This is a genomic window from Psychromonas sp. SA13A (assembly GCF_011378715.1).
In the GTDB taxonomy this organism is placed as follows: Bacteria; Pseudomonadota; Gammaproteobacteria; order Enterobacterales; family Psychromonadaceae; genus Psychromonas.
In genome coordinates this window covers 1-25,227 of record NZ_WTKU01000032.1, presented here as the reverse complement: position 1 = coordinate 25,227, position 25,227 = coordinate 1, and the positions used below count along the sequence as shown (strand labels likewise).

General features: G+C 35.9%; 19 protein-coding genes and 9 pseudogenes. 12 read left to right on the top strand and 16 right to left on the bottom strand.

From position 1 onward, the window contains the following. Nucleotides 1-6 precede the first annotated feature (6 nt). Genes GQR44_RS18610 through GQR44_RS18590 form a run of 5 tightly spaced genes read left to right on the top strand, consistent with a single transcriptional unit; the run spans nt 7 to nt 5,722 of the window. The gene (locus GQR44_RS18610; protein ID WP_166373173.1) at nt 7-987 is read left to right on the top strand and encodes an ABC transporter permease; all 981 of its coding nucleotides are present in this window, start codon (nt 7-9) and stop codon (nt 985-987) included. Beyond that, nucleotides 984-2,495, top strand: coding sequence for a sugar ABC transporter ATP-binding protein (locus GQR44_RS18605; protein ID WP_166373172.1), 1,512 nt, complete (start codon nt 984-986; stop codon nt 2,493-2,495). The genes GQR44_RS18610 and GQR44_RS18605 overlap by 4 nt, the downstream gene beginning before the upstream one ends. Beyond that, nucleotides 2,492-3,469: an ABC transporter permease gene (locus GQR44_RS18600; RefSeq protein ID WP_346774376.1), complete on the top strand. Its 978-nt coding sequence runs from the start codon at nt 2,492-2,494 to the stop codon at nt 3,467-3,469. The genes GQR44_RS18605 and GQR44_RS18600 overlap by 4 nt, the downstream gene beginning before the upstream one ends. 23 nt (nt 3,470-3,492) lie before the next feature. After that, a complete protein-coding gene (locus GQR44_RS18595; RefSeq protein WP_166373170.1) occupies nt 3,493-4,386 on the top strand; it encodes an SMP-30/gluconolactonase/LRE family protein in 894 nt (297 codons plus the stop codon). 13 nt (nt 4,387-4,399) lie between these two features. Then, nucleotides 4,400-5,722, top strand: a complete 1,323-nt coding sequence (locus GQR44_RS18590; protein WP_166373169.1) for an ROK family transcriptional regulator — start codon at nt 4,400-4,402, stop codon at nt 5,720-5,722. Between the two features lie 160 nt (nt 5,723-5,882). Here the strand turns inward: GQR44_RS18590 and GQR44_RS18585 are convergent. Beyond that, a pseudogene (locus tag GQR44_RS18585) lies at nt 5,883-7,009 on the bottom strand (ISAs1 family transposase). A 191-nt stretch (nt 7,010-7,200) separates the two neighbouring features. Between GQR44_RS18585 and GQR44_RS18580 the strand changes: the two are divergent. The 3 genes and pseudogenes from GQR44_RS18580 to GQR44_RS18570 form a co-directional block, all read left to right on the top strand. Then, a pseudogene (locus tag GQR44_RS18580) lies at nt 7,201-8,472 on the top strand (IS4 family transposase). 124 nt (nt 8,473-8,596) lie between these two features. Then, complete coding sequence (locus tag GQR44_RS18575; RefSeq protein ID WP_166373168.1) at nt 8,597-8,743, top strand: hypothetical protein; 147 nt, start codon at nt 8,597-8,599, stop codon at nt 8,741-8,743. Nucleotides 8,744-8,777: 34 nt separating this feature from the next. Continuing rightward, nucleotides 8,778-8,926, top strand: a pseudogene (locus GQR44_RS18570) (DDE-type integrase/transposase/recombinase); the annotation flags it as partial. A gap of 385 nt (nt 8,927-9,311) precedes the next feature. Here the strand turns inward: GQR44_RS18570 and GQR44_RS18565 are convergent. From GQR44_RS18565 to GQR44_RS19930, 9 genes and pseudogenes are all read right to left on the bottom strand, one after another. After that, on the bottom strand, nt 9,312-10,262 hold the full coding sequence (locus GQR44_RS18565) for an NAD(P)-dependent oxidoreductase (protein WP_166373167.1): 951 nt from the start codon (nt 10,260-10,262) through the stop codon (nt 9,312-9,314). A 12-nt stretch (nt 10,263-10,274) separates the two neighbouring features. Beyond that, nucleotides 10,275-11,018 (bottom strand): glycosyltransferase family 2 protein, encoded by a 744-nt coding sequence (locus GQR44_RS18560; RefSeq protein ID WP_166373166.1) that lies wholly within the window; start codon nt 11,016-11,018, stop codon nt 10,275-10,277. Between the two features lie 246 nt (nt 11,019-11,264). Then, nucleotides 11,265-12,068, bottom strand: coding sequence for a glycosyltransferase (locus tag GQR44_RS18555; protein ID WP_166373165.1), 804 nt, complete (start codon nt 12,066-12,068; stop codon nt 11,265-11,267). A gap of 53 nt (nt 12,069-12,121) precedes the next feature. Continuing rightward, entirely contained in the window at nt 12,122-13,456 is a 1,335-nt protein-coding gene (locus tag GQR44_RS18550; RefSeq protein WP_166373164.1) for a hypothetical protein, read from the bottom strand. Next, on the bottom strand, nt 13,456-14,283 hold the full coding sequence (locus tag GQR44_RS18545) for a glycosyltransferase (protein ID WP_166373163.1): 828 nt from the start codon (nt 14,281-14,283) through the stop codon (nt 13,456-13,458). Before GQR44_RS18545 ends, GQR44_RS18550 begins: the two co-directional genes overlap by 1 nt. 44 nt (nt 14,284-14,327) lie before the next feature. Further along, on the bottom strand, nt 14,328-15,458 hold the full coding sequence (locus tag GQR44_RS18540) for a DegT/DnrJ/EryC1/StrS family aminotransferase (protein WP_166373162.1): 1,131 nt from the start codon (nt 15,456-15,458) through the stop codon (nt 14,328-14,330). Between the two features lies 1 nt (nt 15,459). Continuing rightward, nucleotides 15,460-15,999: a GNAT family N-acetyltransferase gene (locus tag GQR44_RS18535; RefSeq protein WP_166373161.1), complete on the bottom strand. Its 540-nt coding sequence runs from the start codon at nt 15,997-15,999 to the stop codon at nt 15,460-15,462. After that, complete coding sequence (locus tag GQR44_RS18530) at nt 15,996-16,394, bottom strand: FdtA/QdtA family cupin domain-containing protein (RefSeq protein ID WP_166373160.1); 399 nt, start codon at nt 16,392-16,394, stop codon at nt 15,996-15,998. Before GQR44_RS18530 ends, GQR44_RS18535 begins: the two co-directional genes overlap by 4 nt. Beyond that, a pseudogene (locus GQR44_RS19930) lies at nt 16,384-16,633 on the bottom strand (glucose-1-phosphate thymidylyltransferase); the annotation flags it as partial. The pseudogene GQR44_RS19930 and the gene GQR44_RS18530, both read right to left, overlap by 11 nt. 56 nt (nt 16,634-16,689) lie before the next feature. Between GQR44_RS19930 and GQR44_RS18525 the strand changes: the two are divergent. Then, nucleotides 16,690-17,106: a hypothetical protein gene (locus GQR44_RS18525; protein ID WP_166373159.1), complete on the top strand. Its 417-nt coding sequence runs from the start codon at nt 16,690-16,692 to the stop codon at nt 17,104-17,106. Nucleotides 17,107-17,299: 193 nt separating this feature from the next. On the opposite strand, the pseudogene GQR44_RS19925 reads toward GQR44_RS18525, so the two are convergent. The 4 genes and pseudogenes from GQR44_RS19925 to GQR44_RS18510 all read right to left on the bottom strand — a co-directional run. Then, nucleotides 17,300-17,530, bottom strand: a pseudogene (locus GQR44_RS19925) (NAD-dependent epimerase/dehydratase family protein); the annotation flags it as partial. A 10-nt stretch (nt 17,531-17,540) separates the two neighbouring features. Next, entirely contained in the window at nt 17,541-18,785 is a 1,245-nt protein-coding gene (locus GQR44_RS18520) for an O-antigen translocase (protein WP_166373158.1), read from the bottom strand. Nucleotides 18,786-19,530: 745 nt separating this feature from the next. Beyond that, complete coding sequence (locus tag GQR44_RS18515) at nt 19,531-20,547, bottom strand: ISAs1 family transposase (RefSeq protein WP_240923739.1); 1,017 nt, start codon at nt 20,545-20,547, stop codon at nt 19,531-19,533. A 158-nt stretch (nt 20,548-20,705) separates the two neighbouring features. Then, nucleotides 20,706-21,554, bottom strand: a pseudogene (locus GQR44_RS18510) (IS4 family transposase); the annotation flags it as partial. A 62-nt stretch (nt 21,555-21,616) separates the two neighbouring features. On the opposite strand from GQR44_RS18510, the pseudogene GQR44_RS18505 reads away from it, so the two are divergent. Next, nucleotides 21,617-22,262, top strand: a pseudogene (locus GQR44_RS18505) (ISAs1 family transposase); the annotation flags it as partial. Between the two features lie 41 nt (nt 22,263-22,303). Here GQR44_RS18505 and GQR44_RS18500 read toward each other — a convergent pair. Then, a pseudogene (locus GQR44_RS18500) lies at nt 22,304-23,913 on the bottom strand (IS1634 family transposase). A 397-nt stretch (nt 23,914-24,310) separates the two neighbouring features. On the opposite strand from GQR44_RS18500, the gene GQR44_RS20010 reads away from it, so the two are divergent. Further along, nucleotides 24,311-24,436: a hypothetical protein gene (locus GQR44_RS20010; protein ID WP_277344405.1), complete on the top strand. Its 126-nt coding sequence runs from the start codon at nt 24,311-24,313 to the stop codon at nt 24,434-24,436. A gap of 20 nt (nt 24,437-24,456) precedes the next feature. Here GQR44_RS20010 and GQR44_RS18490 read toward each other — a convergent pair. After that, nucleotides 24,457-24,666: pseudogene (locus GQR44_RS18490) on the bottom strand (transposase); the annotation flags it as partial. Nucleotides 24,667-24,838: 172 nt separating this feature from the next. On the opposite strand from GQR44_RS18490, the gene GQR44_RS18485 reads away from it, so the two are divergent. Beyond that, nucleotides 24,839-25,227: helix-turn-helix domain-containing protein (locus GQR44_RS18485; protein WP_166371881.1), on the top strand; the 389-nt coding region annotated here is incomplete at its 3' end.

Here is a 25,227-nt window from a genome sequence, read left to right as displayed (position 1 = left end):
GTTGTTATGTGGCTACTGAAAAATATTCCCAATAGAGAACTTATACTCTTTTTTGTCATTACATCTTTAATTTTTAGTTTATTTTCTTCAACATTTCGCAGTGCAGGTAATGTTGAAAACATTCTAATAGGCTTCTCTCACTTAGGTATATTGGCAATAGGTCAAGCACTGCCCATTCTAATGCGAGGGATTGATCTTAGTGTAGGTTCTATTCTCGCATTAGTGGGAATGGTAATGTTTGACTGCTATATTATTTTCCATATGCCCGGTTATGTTGTTTTACCTATAGCGATAGCGGTAGGTACCATGGCAGGTGTGATTAACGGCATACTGATCACTCGCTTTCGTATTCAACCCTTCATTACCACATTAGCAACTATGGCAGCTTATCGTGGACTTACTTATGCCATATCAGGAAGACAGCTTGTTCCAGAAAGTGCGACTCAAGCGATAGATGATAACTTGCTAGGTCTCTTTGATGAATTTTCCGGTATATTTCCTTATTCTTTTTTCCTCTTACTGATAGTACTTGCTGCCGCCCAATACATATTATCACGTACCCGAATCGGGCTTGATTTATATTCGATAGGTGGTAACCCTGAAGCCGCTCGACTTTGTGGTATTAAAGTAGACAAAATGATCATCATTAGCTACGGATTTTCTGGATTTTGTGCTGCGCTAGCAGCTATCGTGATGGTTTCACGAATGACGACCAGTACTGAAAATTTAGGAATAGGCATAGAGTTAACCGCAATTACAGCTGCCGTTATAGGTGGGATCAGTTTACAGGGCGGTATAGGTAACGCGATTGGTCCTGTCATAGGTGCTTTCCTGATGGGGGTTATTCTAGTTGGACTGACCCTAACAGGAATTTCTACTTATGCTCAACCTGTGATAACAGGTGTTATTTTAATAGCCGCTGTTTCTTATGACCGATACAAATATTATAAATTACGTAGCAAAAATTCAGCGGGGGAAAGTGCATGACTATACTATTGAGCGCGCGTAATTTGACTAAAAAATATGGTTCTCTCACCGCCTTGAACAATGCGAGCTTGGAATTGAGGGCTGGTGAAGTACGTTCTTTAGTCGGCGCAAATGGTGCTGGAAAATCAACATTAATAAAGATTTTAACTGGTGCGATTGATGCCAACCAAGGCAAAGTATTACTCGATGGTGTTCCTTTAAAACTTGGCGACCCTACGACTATGTTGGAAGCTGGTATCGGTTGTATTTATCAACATTCTAATTTAGTGCCCGCACTTAGTGTGCTCGACAATATTTATTTAGGTCGACAACCTGTCTTGAGCTTTTCTCGTTTAGATCGAAAAAAACAACGAGCAGAAGCAGAGGAATTATTACTTAAATATTCACTTAAACTCGATTTAGACGCCATTGTTAGCACCTTACCAACGGTTAGACAAAAAGAGGTGGAAATAGCGAAAGCATTGGCACTTAATGCAAAAGTATTATTAATGGATGAGCCGACTGCATGGCTATCCCACACTGAAGTGAATAACCTTTTTACAACTGTACGCAACTTACAGGCGAGTGGTGTAGGCATCATATATATATCTCATATGTTAGATGAGCTTTATGCGATTTGTGATAGCGTAACTATTTTACGAGATGGGAATATTGTTGAAGATTGTGCAATTTCCGATCTTACTCGTCAAGAATTGCTAGAGAAGTTCATCGGTAAAACGTTAGCTCAAGCAGCGACGAAGACTAATCAGCATGCACAAAAAGAACATGTCCCCGAGGATGTGATCTTACGCTGTGAAAACCTAAGTAAAAAAGGTGAATTCGATGATATTAGTTTTGACTTGGCAAAAGGTGAAATCCTCTGCATTACAGGTCTTATTGGGTCTAAACGCACCGAGTTAATGCACACTATTTTTGGTTCAAATAGTTTAGATAGTGGGCGTATTTTTTTAGAGGGAGCTGAATATGAAAATAGGTCACCAGCGAATGCAATAAAACATCAGATAGGCTTTGTTCCCGAGGATAGGCACCGAGATGGGTTAATGATGCAAGCCAATATACAAGATAATTTACTCATGGTTTCGCATGATAAAATCGCGAAATTCGGTATTGTTAACCAAATAAAAGTCGACCAACGAGTAAGTAAACAAATTAAACAGCTAAATATTACGCCGGCCGATCCAAATAAAATAGTGTCTAAACTTAGCGGTGGTAATCAGCAAAAAGTATTGATCGGAAAATGGTTAGAGCTACATCCAAAAGTATTAATTCTGGATGAGCCAACCGTAGGGGTTGATGTCGGCGCTAAGTCAGAAATATATACTCTTATCCGAAAATTGCGTGATCAAGGAACAGCCATTATTGTGGTCTCTTCAGATATGGAAGAAGTCATGGGGATTGCAGATCGCATTATGGTGATGTGTTCAGGAAAAAAACAGGGAATATACAACGCTGCAAGTATCAGCCAGCAAAAAATTATCGCCTATGTAGGTGGAGAGGCCCAATCATGATAAGTTCTATTAGTAATACTTCAATAACCGCCCCCCTTAGCAAGATCAATATAAGTGTAATTGCGCTTCCTGCTGCACTCATTATTATGTCTGTCATCTTCAGTATACTTGATCCTGTATTTTTTAGTGGACAAAACCTGATAACAATACTCCATCAAAGTTCAATAGTGGGGATCATGGCTTTAGCAATGACCTTCGTCATTATTACTGGCGGCATAGACCTTTCCGTCGGACCAGTACTTGCGATAGCAGGTGTACTATGTGCCTGGTTTCTACAAATTAGTGATGACTCTGTCCTTATCGCTATCCCAGCTACGTTATCAATTTGTTTTACTATCGGTGCGATTAGTGGCAGTTTTGTTGCTTTCATTGGCTTGCCAGCAATTGTCGTCACACTCGCAACAATGAGTATAGTCCGTGGTGCGGGGTTATTAATTGCAGGTCCAAGCTTACACTTAATTCGTGAGCCAGAAAGCTTCTTATTTATTGGTTCAGGCTTGATTGGAGGTATCCCTGTTCCAGTTTATATTTTTGTGGTGCTAGCTGCGATCGCAATATTTGTACAGAAAAAAACTACATTTGGCGTTTTGGTCTCGGCTGTAGGAGATAATCACCGAGCTACATTTCTTAGCGGCCATAATAGTAATAAGATTAAGATCATCTGTTACGGCTTGTGTGCACTAGGCGCTGCAATTGGCGGCATTATTCAAGCATCGCAAGTCCATACCGCAGCAGCTACTTACGGTGCGGGTATCGAACTAGATGTTATTGCAGCAGTTGTACTCGGTGGTGCCAGTTTAATGGGCGGCAGCGGGACGATTCAACGTACGATCATGGGCGTGTTGATGATAGGTATCATCAACAATGGTTTAGGTATACTTAATGTGCAAATTGAAATGCAGCTTATCGCCAAGGGTGCCATTATTATTTGTGCTCTTTTAATTTCACAATTGGATCAGCGTCGCTCCAAATAACCGTTAATAGAGGTTGATATACATTGAATCAAATTTCAGGTGTTAAAAAATTAACGAGTCATTGCTGTTTATTGGCAGAAGGACCATTGTGGTTAGCTCAGTCTCATGAGCTCTTATTTGTTGATATTCATAATGGCAAACTGTTGTGTAGCGATGAGTTTGGTACGTTGCTACAAGAGTTTACTTTTCCTGAAGAGGTAAGTGCTGTCGTACACTGTGACCAGCGCTACGTTGTTGTAGCAAGTGGTTGTACTTTATATTATTTAGACCGCAGCAATGGTCAGTATACAGCATTACTTACTGTTCCAGGGGTAAGTGATAACTTAAGATTTAATGATGGAAAAGTTGATCCCTATGGGAATTTATGGATAGGTACAATGGATAAGGCTGAGATTCAACCTAAAGCTTGCTTATACCGTATAACACCTGAGTTGGAAGTGAGTGTTGTATTAAAAGGTATCACGGTGTCTAACGGTTTAGATTGGGATATAAAAAAACAGTGCATGTATTATGTTGATTCACCCAGTAAATCTGTGATGTGTTATAGCATTGACTTTGAAAACGGTACCCTCAGTGATGCACAACTCGTGTATCAACTGCTTCAGCAGGAAGTTTTCCCCGATGGCTTATGTATCGATAGTGAAGGCTTTATTTGGTTAGCACTTTGGGGGGGAAGTAGTGTTATCAAGATTGACCCTACTACAAAACAACAAGTACAACGCTTGTGGCTTCCTACCAATAAAGTAACCTCCTGTGCTTTTGGCGGGCCTAATTTTTCTACTTTATACATAACAACGGCTTCTATTTCAGAAGATAAAGAAGTGGCCATTAAAAACGACGCTGGCGCGGTGTATACTTACACGCCTCATATTGGTGGAAAAGCGCCGACGCCATTTAATTTAACCAAGCTACCATGAGCACTTTTTAGAAATGGATTTTTATTGGACAGGATCAGCTGCCGGTGCAAAAATACTCAGTATAATTTGTAACCAAGGCCCTATATCTAGAGCCGCACTATGCCGAATTACAAAACAAGCTCGTTCAACTATGTCACTACAAGTTGAACAGTTATTACAATTAGGTTTAATCGAAGAAAAACCTATCGATACCGACTCTAAAGCCCAGGCCAGAACATTACTTAAACTTTCTGAAAAGCCTGGAGTATTCTTAGCTGTGTTTCTTGGACTTACTCATTTTAAAGTTGCTTTATGTCGAACTGATACCACGATAATCAATTTTAAAATTGAAAGGGGTAACATGACCGATGGTCCAATCAATATTTTACAGAAGGTACATATTTGTATTACCGGGTTATTGAGCGACGAGAACCTGACACAAGATAAAATTATTGGATTAGGTATCGCACTTCCCGGCCCTATAGATTATCGAAAAGGCATGGTTTCTTCCCCTCTTGGAGTTGTATCTACTTGGCATAATTATCCGTTAAAAACAGTATTACACAACCAATATGGGTGCCCCGTTATTGTAGATAATGACGTGCATGCAATGGCACTTGGAGAGCAACATCGGGGATCGGCAAAAAATAACAACGATTTTATTATGGTCAAACTCGCCACTGGTATAGGAGCCAGCATTGTTGCAGATGGAAAGCTATATAGAGGCTCTAAGGGAGCAGCGGGGTTTATTTCGCATAACCAAGTAGAAGGCAATTCAACACCTTGTATTTGTGGTAAACAAGGATGCCTTGAGGTTGTAGCAGGAGGAGCAGCTATTGCTCGGCAAGGAATGGAAGCAATATACGCAGGTAAAAGCCCTATTTTAGCGCAATTACTACAGAGTAAGCCAGAGCTGTCTGAAGAAGATAGACTACCTCAAATAGCGAAACAACTACCTGAGCTGCTTTCTCGAAATATTGGCCGTGTAACGGCAAGTGATATCGCGATTGCTGCAAATATGGGGGACAGCGTTAGCTTTGAAATATTACAAAGAAGTGCAAGAGCGATTGGGTCGATAATGGCTCATCAAATTAACTTTAATAACCCTTCACTGGTTATTTTGGCTGGGCCATTAACAAAACTCGGAGATAAATACCTATCAACGATTCGCCAAGTAATATTAGAGAAAGCCATGCCATTAATGACAGTAGATCTAGAGATAAAAACGTCTCAACTTGATGATATGCAAGGTTTGATTGGAACCTGCCTACTGGCTCAATCAGAGTATTTTTCATTTGACAAAATTAGAAAGCAACTTGATGCGAATAAGTTACGAGTTACAAAAAAGAGCAATTAATTTTATCAAAAATTATATTGTAAAGCACATGGAGCCCAAATACGGATTGTGTCTCTTTACAACATATAAAGTCATTAAATAATATCCAGTATCAGCTCATAGGTTGAATCTTAAGAAAAAATCAGTTGAAAACATGCTCTGAATTTGATCCAGGGCGAAATCATGAAAGATCGCGCCCTATGAGGACTTTCTCGACATAACTTGTATTCCGATTGGCCTTTTTAAGCTTTCTTTTCATGCTTGCTTTAAAAGTCTTTTCGTTCTTGAGTAAATTAATAGTTGTATGCCTTACCATAGCAAGGTTTTCATCCTAATTTTCTCGTCTAATTCGACAAGCATCTTCATTAAATGCCGTATCCAACTTCCAGTGTAGCTTCACTTCTATGCTCCAATGTGCTCTTGCTGCATAGGCAAACTCTTCGGCACTTAATTTTGCAGATGAAATATAAAAGCGAAATGAGCATGTTTCTTTTTTATTGCCTTCTTTTCTAAAAGAGACTGAATAACCAATGCTTTTAAGCTCTGGCCATTCAAATTGAATGTCTCCCAACTCAGTTAAATCATGTATTACCATATGGTGTCGAGTTTCTTCTCTTCCATGTCCTTTATTACTTTGGCTGAAAATATTTTCGACGCTGAATTTAGCCTATGAACATTGAAAATCTCATTTAATTTAGTAAATAATCGACCTTGATTACCTTTAACGGCTAAAAGGTAATCGCAGCCTTTATCTACTATCTTTTTAGCAATTTTAGTCTGGCACCCCATGGCATCAATGGTGATTAAACACCCTCTGATATCAAGTAAATCTAATAATTTTGGCACCGCTGTAATTTCATTTGATTTGCTTTCAACTTTTACTTGTCCAAGGACAACTTCATTTGCTTCAGCAAAGGCACTGACCATGTAGATAGCGTCTTTCTTATCATCTTGATGGTATGAACCTTTAAGGCACTTCCCATCAATTGCAATAGTTTCACCATGAGTCATTTCTTGGCAATCATTCATCCATTTAGCAAAGACTTTTCTAAATTGTCGTGGATCAATGGCTGAAAAAACGCGGCCAATTGTGTGATAAGAAGGAACTCCTCCCTTAAAGTCACTAAACTTTTTCAACCAGTCTATATTGTCGTCGCCAAAATCTGATATTTCTTCCCATCCATCACAACCTGCAATTGTTGCAGTTATAGTAAGAAACAATATATCAGGTAAAGAGTGAACAACTTTCCAGTTTTGGCGATGATCAGTGATGATTGAAACATGTGACATTAAAGTTAACCCGTTCATTTTATTATCTTTAGTCTAAAGATAAGCATAAGATCATAGGTAAACTCGATCTACAAGTTGATCCTTTTTATTTAAAAATTTTTGGATAAGCATCACAAAAAAATAGGTCAAAAATCATACTTTTCATGATTTAGCCCTGGAATTTGATCTGATAGTAATTGCGAAACCACTATCAATGAGCAAATCAGAGCATGAATAAAGATAATACTGAGTTACTGCAAATAACTAAAGTCCTTAATGAATTAAAAATTAATGAAATAGGTAAAAATGTTAACTTTTGTAACCGAAAACGAATTATTAAACCTTTTGAATTGGTGATGTCATTAATCACTGCTTTAGGTGATAAATCAGTCGATACGGTAACGGATTTACATCGCTACTTTGTAAAGTTAACTGAAACGGATGTGCAGTATAAGCCCTTTCATAATCAGCTGAGTAAACCGGAATTTGTTGAACTGATAAAAGAGTTAATTGGTGTTGCTGTCAATGATTGGCAGCAACAAGTACTTGGCACTGAAGTTGAGTTATCAGCCTTTAAAGGTATCGTATGACAAGATGGTAGCTCTTTTGCTGTTCACGATAGCTTAAAAGATATTTTCAAAGGTCGCTTTACCAAAATTATCCCTGCTGCCATCGAGGTTCATGTTAGCTGGGACGTATTGAAAGGCTATCCTGAACAAGTATCTATCAGTCCTGATAGTCAAGCGGAGTATGACTTTCTACCCGATGCCGACGCATTAGCAGGTAGGTTATTGCTGGCTGACCGAGGTTATTTCAAGCTGTCATATTTAGATGAGATTGACCAGGCTGGAGGTGCTTATGTTGTACGTGCCAAAACAACAGTTAACCCGATGGTTGTTGCCGGATTCAATAAAGCGGGTAAGCCATTAAAACGGTTTCAGAAAATAAAACAAAAAGCGGTTAAGAAGCATATTCGCCGTAGTGGCATTGTTGACATGGACGTAGAAGGGAAAACCAATTACCGATTAATTACCAGTTGGCCGGAAGGAAAAGATGAACCGACTTATTGGGCAACTAATTTGGATAGAGAGCAGTTTAGTGCTGAAAAGGTGATGAAACTCTATCAGTTACGCTGGCAAATTGAGCTGCTCTTTAAAGAGTGGAAATCATATTGTAACTTACAAAAGTTTAACACTCGAAAAGCGACAATGATGGAAGGATTGGTCTGGAGTAGTTTACTCTCATTGTTGGTTAAACTACGTATAGGGTTAAGTGTTCAGCAACTTACTGACGTTGAGTTATCGACGTTTATGGTTGCTAAAAATACACAGGGTTGGTTTTATCCACTGATGGAATTGATAACGCAAAACATAATATCGAAGCTCAAAAAAACGTGGAAAAGCACAATCCATTTTCTGTCAAAATATGCCAAACGGGCACACCCTGACAGAGATAAAAAAACGGGACGATTGCAATACGGGTTAAAACCCATTATTTCTTAAAGTCCCACCTATGAGTCTCGCATAGGTTACTTCCTCTTTACTTTTGGTCGAGCAAAGAAGATACATATACCGTAGCCACGGTCAAACCTATGCGAGTCGCCCCAGCATAGCAGGGGGTTTATCAATGTTTAATTACTTTAGTGTCTATTCAGCAAGTACACATCAAATGGTTAGTGTATTGGTTCAAAAAGGGCTGATTAAAAAAGAGAAGGGAGAAGATCGTTCAATGAGCGTATTAATAGAGCAAGATCAGTTACCTACTGATTGGTAGCCAACTGATCGATTCTTTTTTGGAAGAGACACTAGTATGGACTGGCGACGTCACCTATTTGAGGACCAATCAAGACTGGATGTACTTTTAGCCATTGTCATGGATTTATACTCTCGTAGAGTGATTGGTTGGTCTATATCTCGCCGTATGACAGTTGATTTAGTTGAGCGCGCATTGCAAATGTAGATTAATGGTAAGCGATTTACAAACTCACCTAGCTAAATTTAGTAACAAAAAAAGTGATATTGGATTTTAAAAACTGTATGGCTGCCGTATCTATAATCCATAACTACCTCCTAATTCTAATAGAGAGATTATAGCTTAAGTTGACCGGCTAAAGCCGATCGTTTTAACCTTTTAGGCGACTAATAAAAGTGAAAGCTCGTAATATTACCTTATATCATGCCTCTGTTCACAAAGTATTTCAACTAAACATTAGCCAATAAAACCGGCTACGCCTGTTACTAAATACTTCATTTTTTCCTATAAAAGTAATTTGTTTAACAGGTTGTATAAAAAGGGAATTAGACTAACAACATCGGAAAACATTTAAAGCTATCCAATAATGTTATTTAAATTCATGGTCAATCATATTACGAATACCCTGTTCAAGACTATAAGGAGCTTTAAAACCACTTTCTAATAATCTATCTGTATTCACGGTTGTATCAGCGCAGAATTTTTTTATTCTCACAGAACTAATTGAAAATTTCTTGCCTGTTATTTTAGCAATGAGATCGAAAGTATACCCCCCCATTAGACCTACAAAATAAGGCACAGTTGGTATAGTTCTAGTAATATTCATGGAATCTTTAACAATCGTAACGATTTCTTTTGAACTAAGGTCTGCTTTATCAGCAAAATTATAAGTATATGTTCCAGGTTTAGCATCGATTTGTAGTGTTAGAAATGCAGCTATATTACCAACATAGCACATTGATTTATGATTTTTTCCATTACCAACCATCATAAATTTTCCACTTATAATTTGACTGATAAGATTATAAACATTACCTCTATTACACTCACCAAAAACAACAGCCGGACGTAAAACAGTTAATGAATATTTATCACACTCCGAAACCCATTCTAAGAATATTTTTTCAGCTTCATGTTTAGTACGCCCATATTCATTAAACGGCAGAGCATTCGTACTTTCATCAGGAGTCCCACGATTCAAACCATAGATAGCAACTGAACTTGTGAAAATAATTTGCTTAACATCATTAGCTTTAGCTGCGGCAACAACGTTTATGCTGCCCCCTATATTTACATCTGCATACAAAGATTTTGGTGACACATCGTCTGCATGTTCAGCAGCAAGGTTATAGATAATATCAATTCCTTTACAAGCAGATATTAATGCTTCTTCATCCCGAACATCACCCATAACTGACAACTCAGGGTATTTAGTACTTTGCACTTTATCAAAAATAGTAATACTCACATTTTTACTTAGAAGCTCATCGACTAAACGAGTTCCAATGAAACCACTACCACCAGTTATTAATATATTCATTATTATTAGCCTTTATTTCTTCAATTTTCTATAAATATTCCAACCAACATAATAGAACGATTTCAATTTTGAAATTTTTTCATGTGTATGAAAAAGTTTGAAATTGTATTTTAATAGCCCTATTTTGCTACTCGAAATGGAATTTTCACGAATTCTATACTTTGCAAGTATACCGGGAGCTCTATATGCGTAGGGAGTTGTTTTTAAAATTGATAACCACAAACCATAGTCCTGCCTTTTTCTAATTAAAGGCATATAATGTTTGTTTAGTATTTCTTGATCATAAATCGCAGTCAGACAACCAATTTGATTCTCTTTGAGCATAGCTAGATAATCTAATTTCTCCCGCGGGACAATAGTTCTATTTAGACTCATTCCCTGCTCATCGATAGTTTCATAAGCAGAGTAACTAAAGACTAAATCATTAGCGCTCATATAGGAGATTTGCTTTTGTAATTTGTCTGCATTCCACAAATCATCGGAATCTAAAAATGCGATATATTTACCACTAGCGTACTCAATCGCCTTATTACGACTTATCGCTGCACCTTTATTTTTATCATTCAAAATCAAATGAATGCGTTTATCATATTTATTGAAATGATTAATTATATTGACACTATTATCTGTTGAGCAATCATCAACAATAATCAATTCCCAATTTTTATAAGTTTGAGAAATAACCGATAATATTGTTTCAGAGATAAACTCTTCACAATTAAAAGAAGGCATAATAATTGAAACTAAATGGGACATTTAAATACTCGAAAAGAAAAGATCCCGATAAAATCGGGAGGTTTATAATAAGAAACTTATTGATGTTTATTTTTCGACATTATAGCCACATAAACATACATACCTAGTTTTAAAACAAATGAATATATCAAGTCAGATAAGATATCTTCGCACAAAATGCATAGACACTGACAGAGATTAAACGCGATTGTTGCTAAATATTCACTTATAAGTATTAGCTACTTCTAGTTTTTAGTCTGTAGTAATTTATTTAACTAAAAACCATTGTTTAAAAGTATTATAAAAAGCACCTTTTTTTACTAAGAAGAAACTCTTTTTCATAAAAAAAAGCAACAAATAAAAAAAGTATAACTTTTTAAATATACGCTTAAACATTTCTTTTTTTGCTGACAATTTTTGAACCGATGAATAAAAATCTTGCCCCGATGAAACCTCGTCATGAGAAACAACAATATTATTCCGATGCATAATCAATGCGTTATTGTCAAGACAGTCAGATAAAAATATAAACTCCTCACCAGAAGGGTAATCAGTTCCTAAACCAAAGCCTTCGTCGAACCTTATTTTATTATTGTTCAAAAAACCAACATCAACAGCCATTTCTATAGACGAGACTGTAGCCGAAGAAATTTTATTGTATCTATAGCCACCTTTAGGATATTTCTTGAAAAGACATCCTTTAACTGTCATAACTCTGCTTACAATTATCTGAGCTTTAGTCTTGTTGAAACATTCAACTAAATTAAATAAATTTGATGTATCATAAAATGAAATATCATCATCTAAAATATACGCAAATTTGGTAGAGCAATAATCAAGACCAATGTTGCGACTTTTTGACAACCCTAATACGTTAGATTTTACATATTCGACATCTTGTCGTTTACCATAAAAATCGGCTCTTAGAAGAGTATTTTCATTTACTTGATAGCCAGACTTCATCTGGTGAACAATGACGTAACACAAACGTTCATCACTTGGAAGGTCAACAATCTTCCCTAGATTATCATTGATAGTTGATATGATTAAAGTTAATTTTTTATTTTTCACTATGAACCTAATTTTATTAAATAATTTTTATAAAAATAAAAGCATGCATTAAACTAACGACTAAACCTCAATTTAATCCCTACTTGCACTATAAATAATATAGGTAGAATAAATAGGAAACAAAAATACAAAAAATACTTTTGGTATACAATAAACTGAAGAGATTGATTTATTGGGAGTGTCGAGAAAAAAATCAAAGCGGTAACCCAAAAAAGATGGAAATCAAATTTCATCAAATAATCAAAAAAAACTACATATAAGATAAGGCTAATAGAAACTAAAAAAGGCATAAATATTACCCCTCCGATTCCAAAGAAAGCCCAAGCTTCTCCTTGAAAAAAAGTATTCGAATTAACAAGCCCGCTCAGGTCATTATATATATATGGCAATATAGTTTCGTCTGGCTTTATTTCTTTCAAACCTAACAGCCCAGAAAAAGGAAGATCTGTAAACACACCAGTTAACTTGGGCTCATAGAACTGATATAAAAAATACATAGCTTGATTTTGGCCTGCAACTATTCTATCGAACGCGCGACTTAAAGTATCAGTAAAGTTAAAATCCCCTCCCCCCATCAGCATAGAATAAAAAAAGGCTAGAATCATTATCACTATTGGAATAAAAGATATAAGTTTAAGATTGATTTTTTTAAACTGAATATGTGTAATGAACAACATCATAAACAATAAAAGCAATGGAGCCTTTTGTCCATCAAAGAGTAAATTAGAGCAAGATAAAAAAAAGACAAACAAAAATAAAAACTGTGATTTTTTTGTGTTATTCAACATATGTAAAAAATAGTAGAAGATCACATTGAACAAGCAGAGAAAATAGAAAAATTTACCCACATAAGGAAGATCAACTATCACCCCACTGTTTTGTATGCTCTGCCTCATTATAGCAGCTCTAATAGGATCACCGCTCATAGCAATAAGCAAAGGGGATGATGAATAAAAAACAATATACTTAACAACCACATAGAGAGTCTCCATTATAATGGTCACTTTAAAAATACGTTGATAATATTCCTGTTTTTCTTCCGACACATTTATAAATGAAAAGTTTTTCGTTTGCGTTATAGATAAATAATGGGAGCGCTTTATCAGGGTGAAAAATGCGTATGATATGAATATAATTAATGTGGCATATGATACAAAATAAAAAACCTGAATTTTGCTGTCATAAGATATTGCGCTTAAACGGATAGGGTTAAAAATATCTAGAGCAACAATAAGTGCTCCTATCCAAGTGGAAAAAAATAACTGGTAAATTAGCAGGATAGATAAATAAGAATACTGCCCCTTTGTTATCCTCCCATGAGAGCACTCAATTAACAAACCTATTAATATAATTAAAAAAGAAAAAAGAAGGATAAACAAAAGTTCCATTACTTTATAGCCATTGAATAGATTGATACAAAATATGTTTTTGTTAACAATACGACATCACAAAAACACAATTTCAAAATTGATTTGATACTATTTTTTATAAAGTGATGCGTGATTATTTTAAATCCGATAAATCTTGAATGTGATTTATACTTCAAAGTCACATCACAAATTCCTGAGAACATTTTCACCAAATTTGATGACATACTATTATGAATTCGATATTGAGTACAAACTTCATCATGTAAATATAATTTATAGCCATGGCTTGTTAAATTTAACCACAAATCCCAGTCCTCAATGATTAATTGCTCATCAAAACCGTTAATGGTTATCAACGCTTCCTTTTTGCAAAGAACAGATGGGGCTGGAAAATAAAAGTCTGTAGTATAAAAATAATCAAAATCAACCATTCCTTTCTTTTTAGGATTTTTTTGATTTAGGAACTTGCCATCTTTATCAATCCGCTCCACATAAGTTGCACACCCATCAACACCCATTTGGTTTAAAACTTTAATTTGCTTTTTTAATCTATGAGGCAACATAACATCATCGCAAGCAACCCAAGAAATATAAGATCCGCTAGATATTTTGACCCCTAAATTAAGTGCAGAAGAAACCCCCCCATTTTTTTTATATTTATAGGTGTACCCTCTACACTTACTATCTTTCTCTAAGGCATCATTTAAATCACATGGCGAGCCATCATTTATAACAATCAATTCCACATAAGGATAATCTTGATTTAAGACTGAATCTATTGTTTCAAAGACATATTCTTGACAATCATAATAAGGAATAATGACTGATATTTTATTATTACCCATATATAGTCTCAAATTTTATATTAGAGTTAAGTCTAACAAGATAGTTAAATAATGGTATCTTTATTAAAGCTATTGCAAATTTCAACTATTTTGTTAACAACATTTATAGCGAGAACAGGGCTAATTGGAATACTCAACACTTGATCATGTATTTGTTCTGAAATAGGAAATGATTCGTTTGTCCACTCGTGGTAAGCACCTTGTTTGTGAGGGGGAATTGGGTAGTGGATTAATGACTGCACCCCATTAGCTGTTAGATAGTTTGCTAACTTTTCACGTTGGGTCGTTTTAATAACAAATAAATGCCAAACATGTGAATTTACATCGTCAACAACAGGCAACTCAATGATCGGATTATTAATTCCTGTTAAATACACCTGTGCAACCGCTTGCCTCGCAGCAATTTCGTTATCTAAATAACGTAGTTTGACACGTAACATGGCAGCTTGAATTTCATCTAAACGACTATTCATGCCTTTGTAGAGGTTTTTATACTTTTCATGAGAGCCGTAGTTGCGCAGTGCAGCGATCGTATCGGCTAATTCGCTATCATTGGTTGTAACGGCTCCAGCATCGCCTAATGCGCCTAGGTTTTTACCTGGATAAAAGCTAAAGCCTGCGGCATCACCTAAACTACCAACTTTTCTACTTTGACCTTGTTTATCCGTATACAAAGCACCATGTGCTTGTGCGCAATCTTCAATTACTTTCAAGTTATACTTTTTAGCAATGGTATTGATTTCATCCATAGCAGTAACTTGGCCATATAGATGCACTGTTAAAATTGCTTTGGTTTTATCGGTAATAGCCTGCTCGACCAGCTTTGAATCTAAGTTAAAAGTATTGATATCAGGCTCAACTAAGACAGGCGTTAAGCCATTTTCTGAAATGGCCAATATTGAAGCGATATAGGTGTTTGAGGGAACAATCACTTCATCACCTTTCTGTATGACACCAAGTTCAATATAAGCACGGAGAATCAGAACTAATGCATCCAAGCCATTAGCGACACCCAAGCAATGCTTAGTTTTGCAATAAGTAGCGAACTCTTTTTCAAATTCAGTAACTTCATTGCCTAACACATACCAACCAGAATCAATAACACGTGAGCAAGCTTCTTTTAATTCAATTTGATATTGAGCATTAATATTTTTTAGGTCTAAAAAAGGAATCATTTTAATTCTCTATAAATTTATTATTTCTTGTAAAAAAATCACCATAAGATGTTTTAGTAAGTTGAAAAAACAGGTCTAAATTTGTTTCATTAGTTATTTCAGCACCAAATTTTTTATGAAATTTAATTACGTTAATATTTTTTTTTCTAACATCAAAATGGCAACTAGCAAAGTGAAGTTCTTTAAATGCAAACTCATATACTAACATTGCACTTTCGATAGCAGAACTTCTGGTTTTATCTTGATTAAGTATCCAACTACCCCAACAAAATGATTCTTTATTACCTATAAAATCATACAATCTAAGAGTTCCAATACGTTTTTCATTATCAAGTCGCTCTATAATGAAATAATATTCAGCCCCTTTATTTTCTCTATTTTTATACTCATTTATCCATAGTTCCTGATCTTTCACTGTTCCTGATGCCTGAGACAAATGTTGATTGTATTCTTTGTTATTTCTTAAAGAATAAATAAATTTTGCATCCTCTTTTCGAACAAGCCTTAAGCTTATTGTCCTTCCTTTTATCTGAGTATTCATTCGTTAACCATCTCTATAAACTGGTTATAATCACGTACGTAATCTTTTTCATCATAAAAAGAATCAGCCAAAACCATTAATACACAATCTTCTGAAAAATTATACATTTCCCGCCAAACAAATGATTCTATGTATAAACCTTGCTCCGGATTATCTAATAAAAGTTCGATTTTTTCTTTTCCATCATCTAGCATAAATCGGCATGAGCCTTTTAAAACTACAGCCAATTGTTTTAGTTTTTTATGTGCATGAAAACCACGGCGAGTTTTTTCTTGAGTATTAAACAAGTAATAAACACGTCTAATGGTAAATGGGATGTTCTTATTATCTTCTAGCGAAACTAATGATCCTCGTTCATCACCATGGCTTTGGAACTGTATAAATTTAATATCCATTATTACTTTTCCTATTTACTAAATCTAACAAATACTTACCATAACTATTTTTCATCAATGGTTTTGCTATTGTAATTATTTGTTCTGCAGACAACCATCCCTGACTAAAAGCAATCTCTTCAAGGCAACCAATCTTAAAACCTTGTCGTTTTTCAATCGATTATACATATTGACCCGCTTCTATCAAACTATCGTAAGTGCCGGTGTCTAACACCACGTCCAAGTAATTCAACATTTAAATCCTGACGAATCCCCACGAATATTGAGAAATAATTAAGATAGGGGATCGACTTCCATGGCAATTTATGATCAAATAATTTCACCACAAAATAACAAATCAGCCATTGCCATGAAAGTCACCGAAATCATACAGAATGAAATATCACTTGCCCACCCTGAAATGCATAAAACTAGGTTAAATACCTTATTTACTTTTGTTCATTCTGGCCTAAAAGACCAAAGGCTCACCGTTACTTACCTTGGAAGAGGATTAAAATCGCTTTCAAATACAGAGCAAAAGCATGATATTAAACGTGCAGATAGATTGTGTGGAAATATTAACCTTCACTCTGAACGCATTGATTTTTATAGATATATTGCGAACTCCCTCGTTGTTAAGGAGCGTCATCCATTGTTGATTGGTCTCCGACAAATGGAAGTAGTATTTTTCAATTGTTACGTGTCAGTGTTCCGATGGGAGGACGCGCTTTAACCATCTATGAAGAAAGTGGACTTAATACGCCCGCATCCCATCAAGCATTAGTAGATAATAGTTTGTATCAGCGAACAGCAAAGCAGCCACTTTAGGCTTTTGAAGCGGAGTAAGTTGAACTAAGCGCATAAGATGCTTTTTCAGTAAATAAGTCTTTAGGCCCTTCCAAATCTTCGTAAACCACTTGGATTCAGTGCATAACTGCATCTAATTGATATGTGTAAATACACGATCTAATTCTGCACGATTACAAATATCACTTTTTCGAATGAATATCGCTTATTTGTATCTATTTCAATTAATGATTCTAAATTTTCTGCGTAAGTTAACTTATCTAGATTAATGATGCTATCACTGAATTATTGATGTTTCGTATGACAGCTGAACCAATAAATCCAGCAACACCAATTACTAAAACCCTCATAGAACCCCAATTAAAATATGGTTTTTCTAGTTGCCAAAAGCATGGCAATAAGATACAAAGTGTAATTAAGTGTGTAGGCGTAGGTCACTCCGACTAAGCCATAACTTTCGACAAGTAAATTAGAAAACAAAATAAAAGTTATTGAAAATAACACCTCCGTCACCATAAAAGCTTTAGTCATTGCTTTTGCAAGCATTAAATAAGAAAGCAACCAAGCGGCTATTTTTATAACATCTCCAATTAGTTGCCATTTAAAAAGCTCTACCATTGGCTTAAAATCATCAGTAAATAGCAACCAAACAATAAAATCACGGAGTAAATATATAAATAAGGATAAACTTATAACAAGTGGGATAATAATTAAATATCCCTGTTTAAGCTCATTTTTCAACTCAATTTTTGATGTTATTTCAGATAAACGCGGTAAATAGTATGTCGAAAGAGCCGTAGTTATTACCATTAAATACATTGATGATATGTACCACATCGACTGCCAATAACCAGCAGCATCCCATGATAGGGTTTCCCCGATGTTATTTCTTATTAAGAATAATGAAACTGGAGCGGTGCAAGCGGTACTTAACGCCATAGCGGAGTATGATAATAATTTTTTACTTTGTCCTATATCGAATTTTTGCTTGAAGTTAGTAAATAAAATTTGCTTATGAAGCCGTAAACGCGACAATAGAGTCATAAAAACAAACGACTGGTTAGTTACTAGTGCAATTAAAGCTCCATCTAACCCCCAAAAAACCACTAATAGCGTGGTGAATACTAAGCCATAAATACTTTGAGTAATATTAATCGAAATAAATATCTTTATTTCTTTTAACCCATTCAATATAGACAATAGCAATTGATTAAGAGTAAAGAAAATAATAGTAAAACCAAAAGTGATAAATACATATTGGTATTCATCACTTTTTAAAATATACTCAGAAATATAATTAGAGCCAATGATTAAAATAAAACTAACCAATATAGAACAATAAAGTACAATTTGAGCAGCCGTGCTCCAAAGTTTGGGTAAATCTCTACTTTTTTCACCATACTCTGCTGTATATTTTATTATCCCCTTATTAATTCCTCCTTGTGCAAGGGTCATAGCTAACTGGGTTGAGTTTTGAAACTGTCCAATTAACGCAATACCTGAAGGTCCAATATAGACCGAAATTGCTTTATTAATTACCAAACCTGCTGCTAATTTTATAGATGTCGCTACAAATGATAAAATTGATGTTTTTAATAGATTCAAGTTGTATCTTCTCTATAAATTATATTTAATATCAAGCTACTTTTTGGTTTCACATCACTGTTAAAGTGCAAATAACTAAATTAAAATTCTATAAATGTATTATAGAAACGTTAGATACAAGTAAACTTTAATTATTGGCCCAAAATTAGGCACCTCACACTTTAAAAATTGATCACTTTAATAACTCAGTTTTGCAAATACCAGCGAGACAGTTTTTATTCCTTTTGAGACAAACCGCTCTAGTTATCCCCTTATAAAAACAAGTCTGCGCCTCTTCCCATAAAGATGCCCCGATAGGTCTCAAAGAGTCCTTCAAGCTCTTATATCTGTTTTAAAAGGAACTTCCTTCCTTTGTTAAATAAGGTTTGAGGCAAGCTATCGCAACTAAAGTACATAGCTCTAGTGATTTAAAAATGAAATATTATAAAGAATGTACAACAAAAAAATGAAATATTATAAAGAATGTACAACAAAATAATTAGAGTTATTCATTTTCTTTTGTAACGCTATATATCTTTAATACAGTTTTAACAAATACCGTTGAGTTCGCTTCTTTTTAAATAATGCTTTGGACACATTAAAGATTATAAATGAAAATTGTGATAAAAAACACCTTTGAACAGGGTAAGATTACGAGTGTTCAAAAAATAAGCTCAAGGATTTTTCAGCATAGTTAGTATCTAATGCTGCTTTGAATCGTTTAGCTTTCAATCCTTTTTTGAAACTTGTTTCTTGTCGTAGTAAATTAAGGACTAAATGCCTTAATACTGACATGTTCTGAGGCATTATTACGCCTTACTCTACTTAAGTCTTCATTAAAACTGACATCAAGCACCCAGTGTAGCTGGTTTTCTATACTCCAATGTTTTCTCACTGCTTGAGCAAATACGTTAGCATCCGCTTCAATCGAACAAATAAAATATCGTACTTCTTTGCTCACATTTCCATTAACATGCCGCTCAGACTCTGCCATACCAACACTAATTAAACCATCCCATTTGTCAGTCAGGTCTTTAACGCTAGTTAGTGTATCGCTGATCCAATACTTTCGGGACTCTATTCGCCCATGACCCGCATCTACTTCTTCATGGAATTGATGAGGTACATTAGAAAAATCATCTTCACGACAAATAGTAAAAAAGTCTTTAATCGATTGATGCAAATGCCCCTGATTGCCTTTAACTGCAAGTATATAGTCAGCACCTTTGCTTTTAATTTTTGTTGCAATAGCTTTTTGGCAGCCCATTGCATCAATCGTTACTATGCTACCTTCGACATCTAATAAATCGAGGAGTTGAGGGATTGCGGTGATCTCATTTGATTTTTCTTCTGTCTTTATTTGGCCAAGAACAACACCGTTATTTGCAGCAAAAGCACTGACCATGTGGATTGCACTCTTTGTAGATTGCTTATCAAAAGAGCCTCTGACTGTTTTGCCATCAATGGCGATAACTTCGCCTTTTGTTGAGACATGAGCCGCTTTCGTCAAGCTGATAAAACAATGTTGTAATTTGTCTGGTGCTATTGTTGAAATAACACGGGCTATTGTGTCATGGACTGGAATACCGTTTTCAAATGAGCCATATTTATCAAGCAGTTCTTTTTTATTATGAGCAACTTTTTCTATAGCTTCCCATCCATCGGCACCACATATGACACCCACAATAAGTGTTAATAGAATATCATGAAATTTATGCTCAACTTTAGACTGTTGGCGAAGATCGGGAATTGAAGAGAAATGTTCATTAAAAGCAGATAACATAAATGGCTCCTATTTATAGGAAGCCTATTTGATCATAGTTTACTACATGAATACAAGTTCATGATCTTGCCCTGCACCTTTGAATTAGATGCTGGTTGATCTATTCTATGTGCATTTCAAAGTAGTATTAATAAATAGACTTACTCACTTAATGCCGTTCACTTAAGGTGAATGGCATATTTACTTTTAGTAACCGGATATCGATTCTTAGAGGCTTTTAAACACCTAGGATAACTTCGTTCTCTCTTTCCCTCCAGCTTAAATTGCGCGGCATTTTTTTCTATATCAATCACTATTTTCGGGAAGTTTCCTGGCGCATATATCGGCATCATGGTCAGCGTATGAATAATATGAGAAGAAGCATCTCTGAAGCTCAATTGATTAGCAAAAACACCTTTAAGTGATTTCGCCATCAGTATCATTTTGTAACGAATTAAATTATAAGCAAGTAAAACACCCCATAACTCTTGATGAATTAATTCAGGTAGCTTGCTACGTAATGTAAAACGGCTTTCAAGCATATGCTGCTTCATCTCGCGATAACCTAATTCAATTTCCCAACGATGCGTATATAAATCAACAATGTCTGCGCTAGGGTAAGCCATATTATCTGTCATTGAGGTCAGTATTTTTACTTCTTTTCCTTTGATATTTCGGGTCACCAACCTCGCATCGATATGCGAAGGTAAGTGCGGTCGCTTTTTTCTAGCTTGAGGCGTCGTTGCAATGCGTATCAGTTTATCTTGGCGACCTAAGCTTCTAACCAGCTCAAATTGAGTCCCTTTCTTTAACGGTAGTAACCAGTGAGTGCGTTTTCCTTTTTTCTGCCAATCATGCAATAAACCTAATGAATAAAACCCTTTATCAAAGAGCGTAAGGCTGTTATCTGGGATGCTATCAACTAAATCGGCCGCTAGATTCATTTCACTTTCAGAAATGCTGTCAAAAGCACTATTTACAATAAGGTGGCTACTTAATTCCATCATACAAACCATACGAACTTACGGCAAGATCATTATAAATTGAACTTTTTAACAAAGTAGCGATCAGAACACTTTATATTGATAATCATAAGCTTGGTGATATTAATGAGTGCTACTTGCCGTGACGGCTGTTATGTCAGGCTCCGAAGGTTCGGAAGATATTGAAAATTTTGGACATATAAAACTTGATTTGCTACGTCAATACCGTAATTTTGAAGCAGGTATTCCCCGACATGACACTATTGCTCGTGTCATCAGCCGCTTAAAAGCGAGTGAAATCGAACAAGCCTTTCAAACATGGATATCAAGCCTGATAGAAAAAACAGGCTGCCATGTGATTGCCGTTGATGAAAAAACAGCCCGTCGCTCATTTACGACGAAAGATAGAAAAATGCACTACATACCGTGAGTGCTTGGAGTTGCCAACATCAATTAGTATTAGGGCAAACAGCGGTTGATACGAAAACAAATGAAATCACCGCAATACCAGAGCTACTCTCACCTTTAGATATAACAAATAGTATCATTACCCTTGATGCAATGGGGTGTCAGAAAGAAATAGCGAAGCAAATAATCCAACAAAAGGTAGATTACATTTTAGCCTTGAAAGGGAATCATTCAGGCATGCAAGCTGAGTTGGAAGCTTGGTGGCATAAATGTCAACGAGAAGGTTTGGCACCGGAAAAATATGCGAAGCATACGACAATCTCATCGGGTCATGGACGAATAGAGCCGACATTCCGCATCCGTTTCAGGAATAAACCTTCGCGTTTTCAACAATAAATTTTTTGATATATTGGCCCCAGACAATCAATAATGATGTTATTCCTCTCTTTTAAATTTATCACCAACTCTTTATCCTGTGAGAGAGTTAATACATGCAGTCCTTGAAAGCAAAAAAATACCCAACGTGCTGTCGGGGTTTGAGTTGGCTTGTATTTTAAGTCTGGGAAATAGGCGGATTGCGTTTTAAGCTCTTCCCTTATTTTATGCTCTAATGCTGCATATACCATGAGGCAACACGTCATAATCATTAATAACGCTTCAATGCGATCTGGCTTTTTTAAATATAACGAAGATGTTAAAAAATCAGGACTTTTTAAAAAACGAAAACCTTTTTCTACACTTTGCTGTGACTTGTAAAGTCCAAGCATTTTTTCCATTGCCAATGTTTCGCTAAAATCATTTGTCGCTAACATGAACATGCCTTTTTCTTGTAAGCGCGCTTGCCGCTCTGTTAGTGAACAATAAACCTGACCTGTTATTTGATACTCATGCCTATCTGCTTGCTGTCCTTGCTTCGGGCGACCACTTTGCTTGTAAGCTAGGTGCTCAATCACCTCGATATCAATTATTTCTGTATAACCTTGCTTTTTAATCCATTTATTTAATGACTTACGCGCATCTAATGCACATGAATAGCGCTCACGTGTTAATTTTTTAACTGACTTTAGTGAAGTGGTTGAATCTTTAAGCATGCGCTTATCTAACGTGTATTGCTCTCGTTTCATTGCTTGCTCACTACGTAATAATAGCCAGCGCTGCTTTACACCACCATAATCCGAGTCGAGCCATACACCGCTATAGCCGTTCTCTAATGCGACGAATGCATGATTCTCTTGTTCTGCGATTGCCAATTTAACTAATGTTAGTTTTTGTGGTGTGCGGGATATAAACAATCGGCCTTGCTCATTAAGTGATTGAATAGTCTCTGCTGTATATAAGGCAGCATCGCCAATAAAATGGCTACATTGTTGATCAGCATTGAGACAGCTTAAGTGGTTTTTTACAATATTTTTGAAGCCTTCATTATCATTGAGATTACCGCTCGCAGCTTGCATGTAAACAGGGATCCCTGCTTTATTTTCGGTGATCAGATTAATGACTACCTGGTTTAATTCCGGGCGGTAATCTCGACTGTAGCCACGTACTAGTTTAATCGTCTTCGGATCATCGTCATTGCTATCATAACGGCCATCGACATGGATACTGGTAGAATCCAAATTCAATCCTTCACAAGGCAGTTTTAAATGGTCAATAACACGTGCAGATAAGGTTTGATAAAGCCCAGAAACACCGATCTCATAGAGTTGATCGAGGCAACGGCCTATAAAGCATCATCATTGATATACTCAGCCTTTATTCCCTCTCCAAGAAGTCGCTCTACAGGTTTGTCAGCAAAATATTCTGGATACATATGCAATGTACGACCAGTAAAACCAAGGCCGTTTAGAATCATTGCTTCGACAAGTTGACCATAAGATATTTTCTTGTCTTTGCTCTGTTTGGGATGTGCTTGATCGATAAGCTTTGCAACACCAATTTCTTTACACATGCCAGCAACTAAGCCTAAATGATCGAGATTTCTTATAAAATATGTCATGACTTACCATCACCCAAAGATAAGTAACAGATCAAATATGAGGATCCACGTCAACATATTTATTCAAAATTATAGGGGGCGACACAAAATGGTCGTTTTTATTACTTAATCGACTATTTTTTGTTGAAAATTTAATCACTAAGAACAGGTGCGGAAAGACAGTTAAACAGCTTTATTAAAATAGCAGCAGAAGTCTTTGAAAAAAGTACAGGCAAAGAAACCCGCGAAACGCGTTGTTACATCAGTTCATTACCGTTAAATGCCGAGCAGGGTCTCAATGCGGTACGAGACCATTGGCAAGTTGAAAGTATGCATTGGGTGCTTGTATGACATTTAGAGAGGATGAGTCACGGATACGTAAAGGACAAGGGCTCTTGCCTTTAATGTCATGAGAAAAATGGCAATGGCATTGTTCAAACAAGATACGAGCAAATCAGCAAGTATGGCAGCCAAAAAGAAAATGGCAGGGCTAGATGATAAATATCGTTCAACCCTGTTGGAAAGCGGGATTAAAATGCGCTAGCCGTAAGAAATCCCCCCTTAATATCTCTTTTTAAGATCGGGGAAACTTTCAAATAATTTAGCGATGAACGCCTTTTAAAATCTCAATTTCAAAGACATTACATATTTGCCGAACTAATTCTCTTACTTTTAAACCAACATCACCTTTTAATATTTGACATCTATATTTAGTAACAAAAACAAAGTGATACTGAATTTTAAAACTGTATGACTGCCGTACCTATAATCCATAACTACCTCTTAACACTAATAGAGAGATTAGAGCTAAAGCCGATGGTTTTAACCTTTTAGGTGACTAATAAAAAGGCTTGGATTCAGATTATAAGTGCATAACTTGAATTAGTAGAAAAAGCGGTCAGCTGAATATATGCTTATCGCTTTTTCTCCGGCAAGAGATGCAACAATGAAAACATATAAACAACTGACCTATGGGCTAAGATGCCAGATTTATGCTTTAAAGAAAATAGGTCTGAGTCAAAATAAAATTGCGCAACAGTTAAAAGTTAGTCAATCAACTATCAGTAGAGAGCTTTCTCGTAATACAGGTAAGCGAGGATATCGCATTAAACAAGCCCAATCGTTTGCACATCATCGTCGATTACATTCTCGTAAAGCAATTAAAATGACGAGTAGCCTCATTGCATTAATTAACTCAAAGATTCGACTCGAATGGAGTCCCGAGCAAATATCAGGATGGTTGCGAGAAGAACACAAAGTGCGGATTAGCCATGAAACGATTTATCTTTATATTTGGTCTGATAAGAAACGTGGAGGTCAGTTATTTCAATACCT

Coding starts and splice junctions, on each gene's coding strand:
- GQR44_RS18525 (WP_166373159.1), top strand. CDS start 16,690: ATGGCAATTTATGATCAAATAATTTCACCACAAAATAACAAATCAGCC.
- GQR44_RS18535 (WP_166373161.1), bottom strand. CDS start 15,999: ATGAATACTCAGATAAAAGGAAGGACAATAAGCTTAAGGCTTGTTCGA.
- GQR44_RS18575 (WP_166373168.1), top strand. CDS start 8,597: ATGTTTAATTACTTTAGTGTCTATTCAGCAAGTACACATCAAATGGTT.
- GQR44_RS18515 (WP_240923739.1), bottom strand. CDS start 20,547: ATGTTATCTGCTTTTAATGAACATTTCTCTTCAATTCCCGATCTTCGC.
- GQR44_RS18560 (WP_166373166.1), bottom strand. CDS start 11,018: ATGTCCCATTTAGTTTCAATTATTATGCCTTCTTTTAATTGTGAAGAG.
- GQR44_RS18530 (WP_166373160.1), bottom strand. CDS start 16,394: ATGGATATTAAATTTATACAGTTCCAAAGCCATGGTGATGAACGAGGA.
- GQR44_RS18605 (WP_166373172.1), top strand. CDS start 984: ATGACTATACTATTGAGCGCGCGTAATTTGACTAAAAAATATGGTTCT.
- GQR44_RS18550 (WP_166373164.1), bottom strand. CDS start 13,456: ATGGAACTTTTGTTTATCCTTCTTTTTTCTTTTTTAATTATATTAATA.
- GQR44_RS18545 (WP_166373163.1), bottom strand. CDS start 14,283: ATGGGTAATAATAAAATATCAGTCATTATTCCTTATTATGATTGTCAA.
- GQR44_RS18540 (WP_166373162.1), bottom strand. CDS start 15,458: ATGATTCCTTTTTTAGACCTAAAAAATATTAATGCTCAATATCAAATT.
- GQR44_RS18590 (WP_166373169.1), top strand. CDS start 4,400: ATGGATTTTTATTGGACAGGATCAGCTGCCGGTGCAAAAATACTCAGT.
- GQR44_RS18565 (WP_166373167.1), bottom strand. CDS start 10,262: ATGAATATATTAATAACTGGTGGTAGTGGTTTCATTGGAACTCGTTTA.
- GQR44_RS20010 (WP_277344405.1), top strand. CDS start 24,311: ATGGCAATGGCATTGTTCAAACAAGATACGAGCAAATCAGCAAGTATG.
- GQR44_RS18610 (WP_166373173.1), top strand. CDS start 7: ATGTGGCTACTGAAAAATATTCCCAATAGAGAACTTATACTCTTTTTT.
- GQR44_RS18600 (WP_346774376.1), top strand. CDS start 2,492: ATGATAAGTTCTATTAGTAATACTTCAATAACCGCCCCCCTTAGCAAG.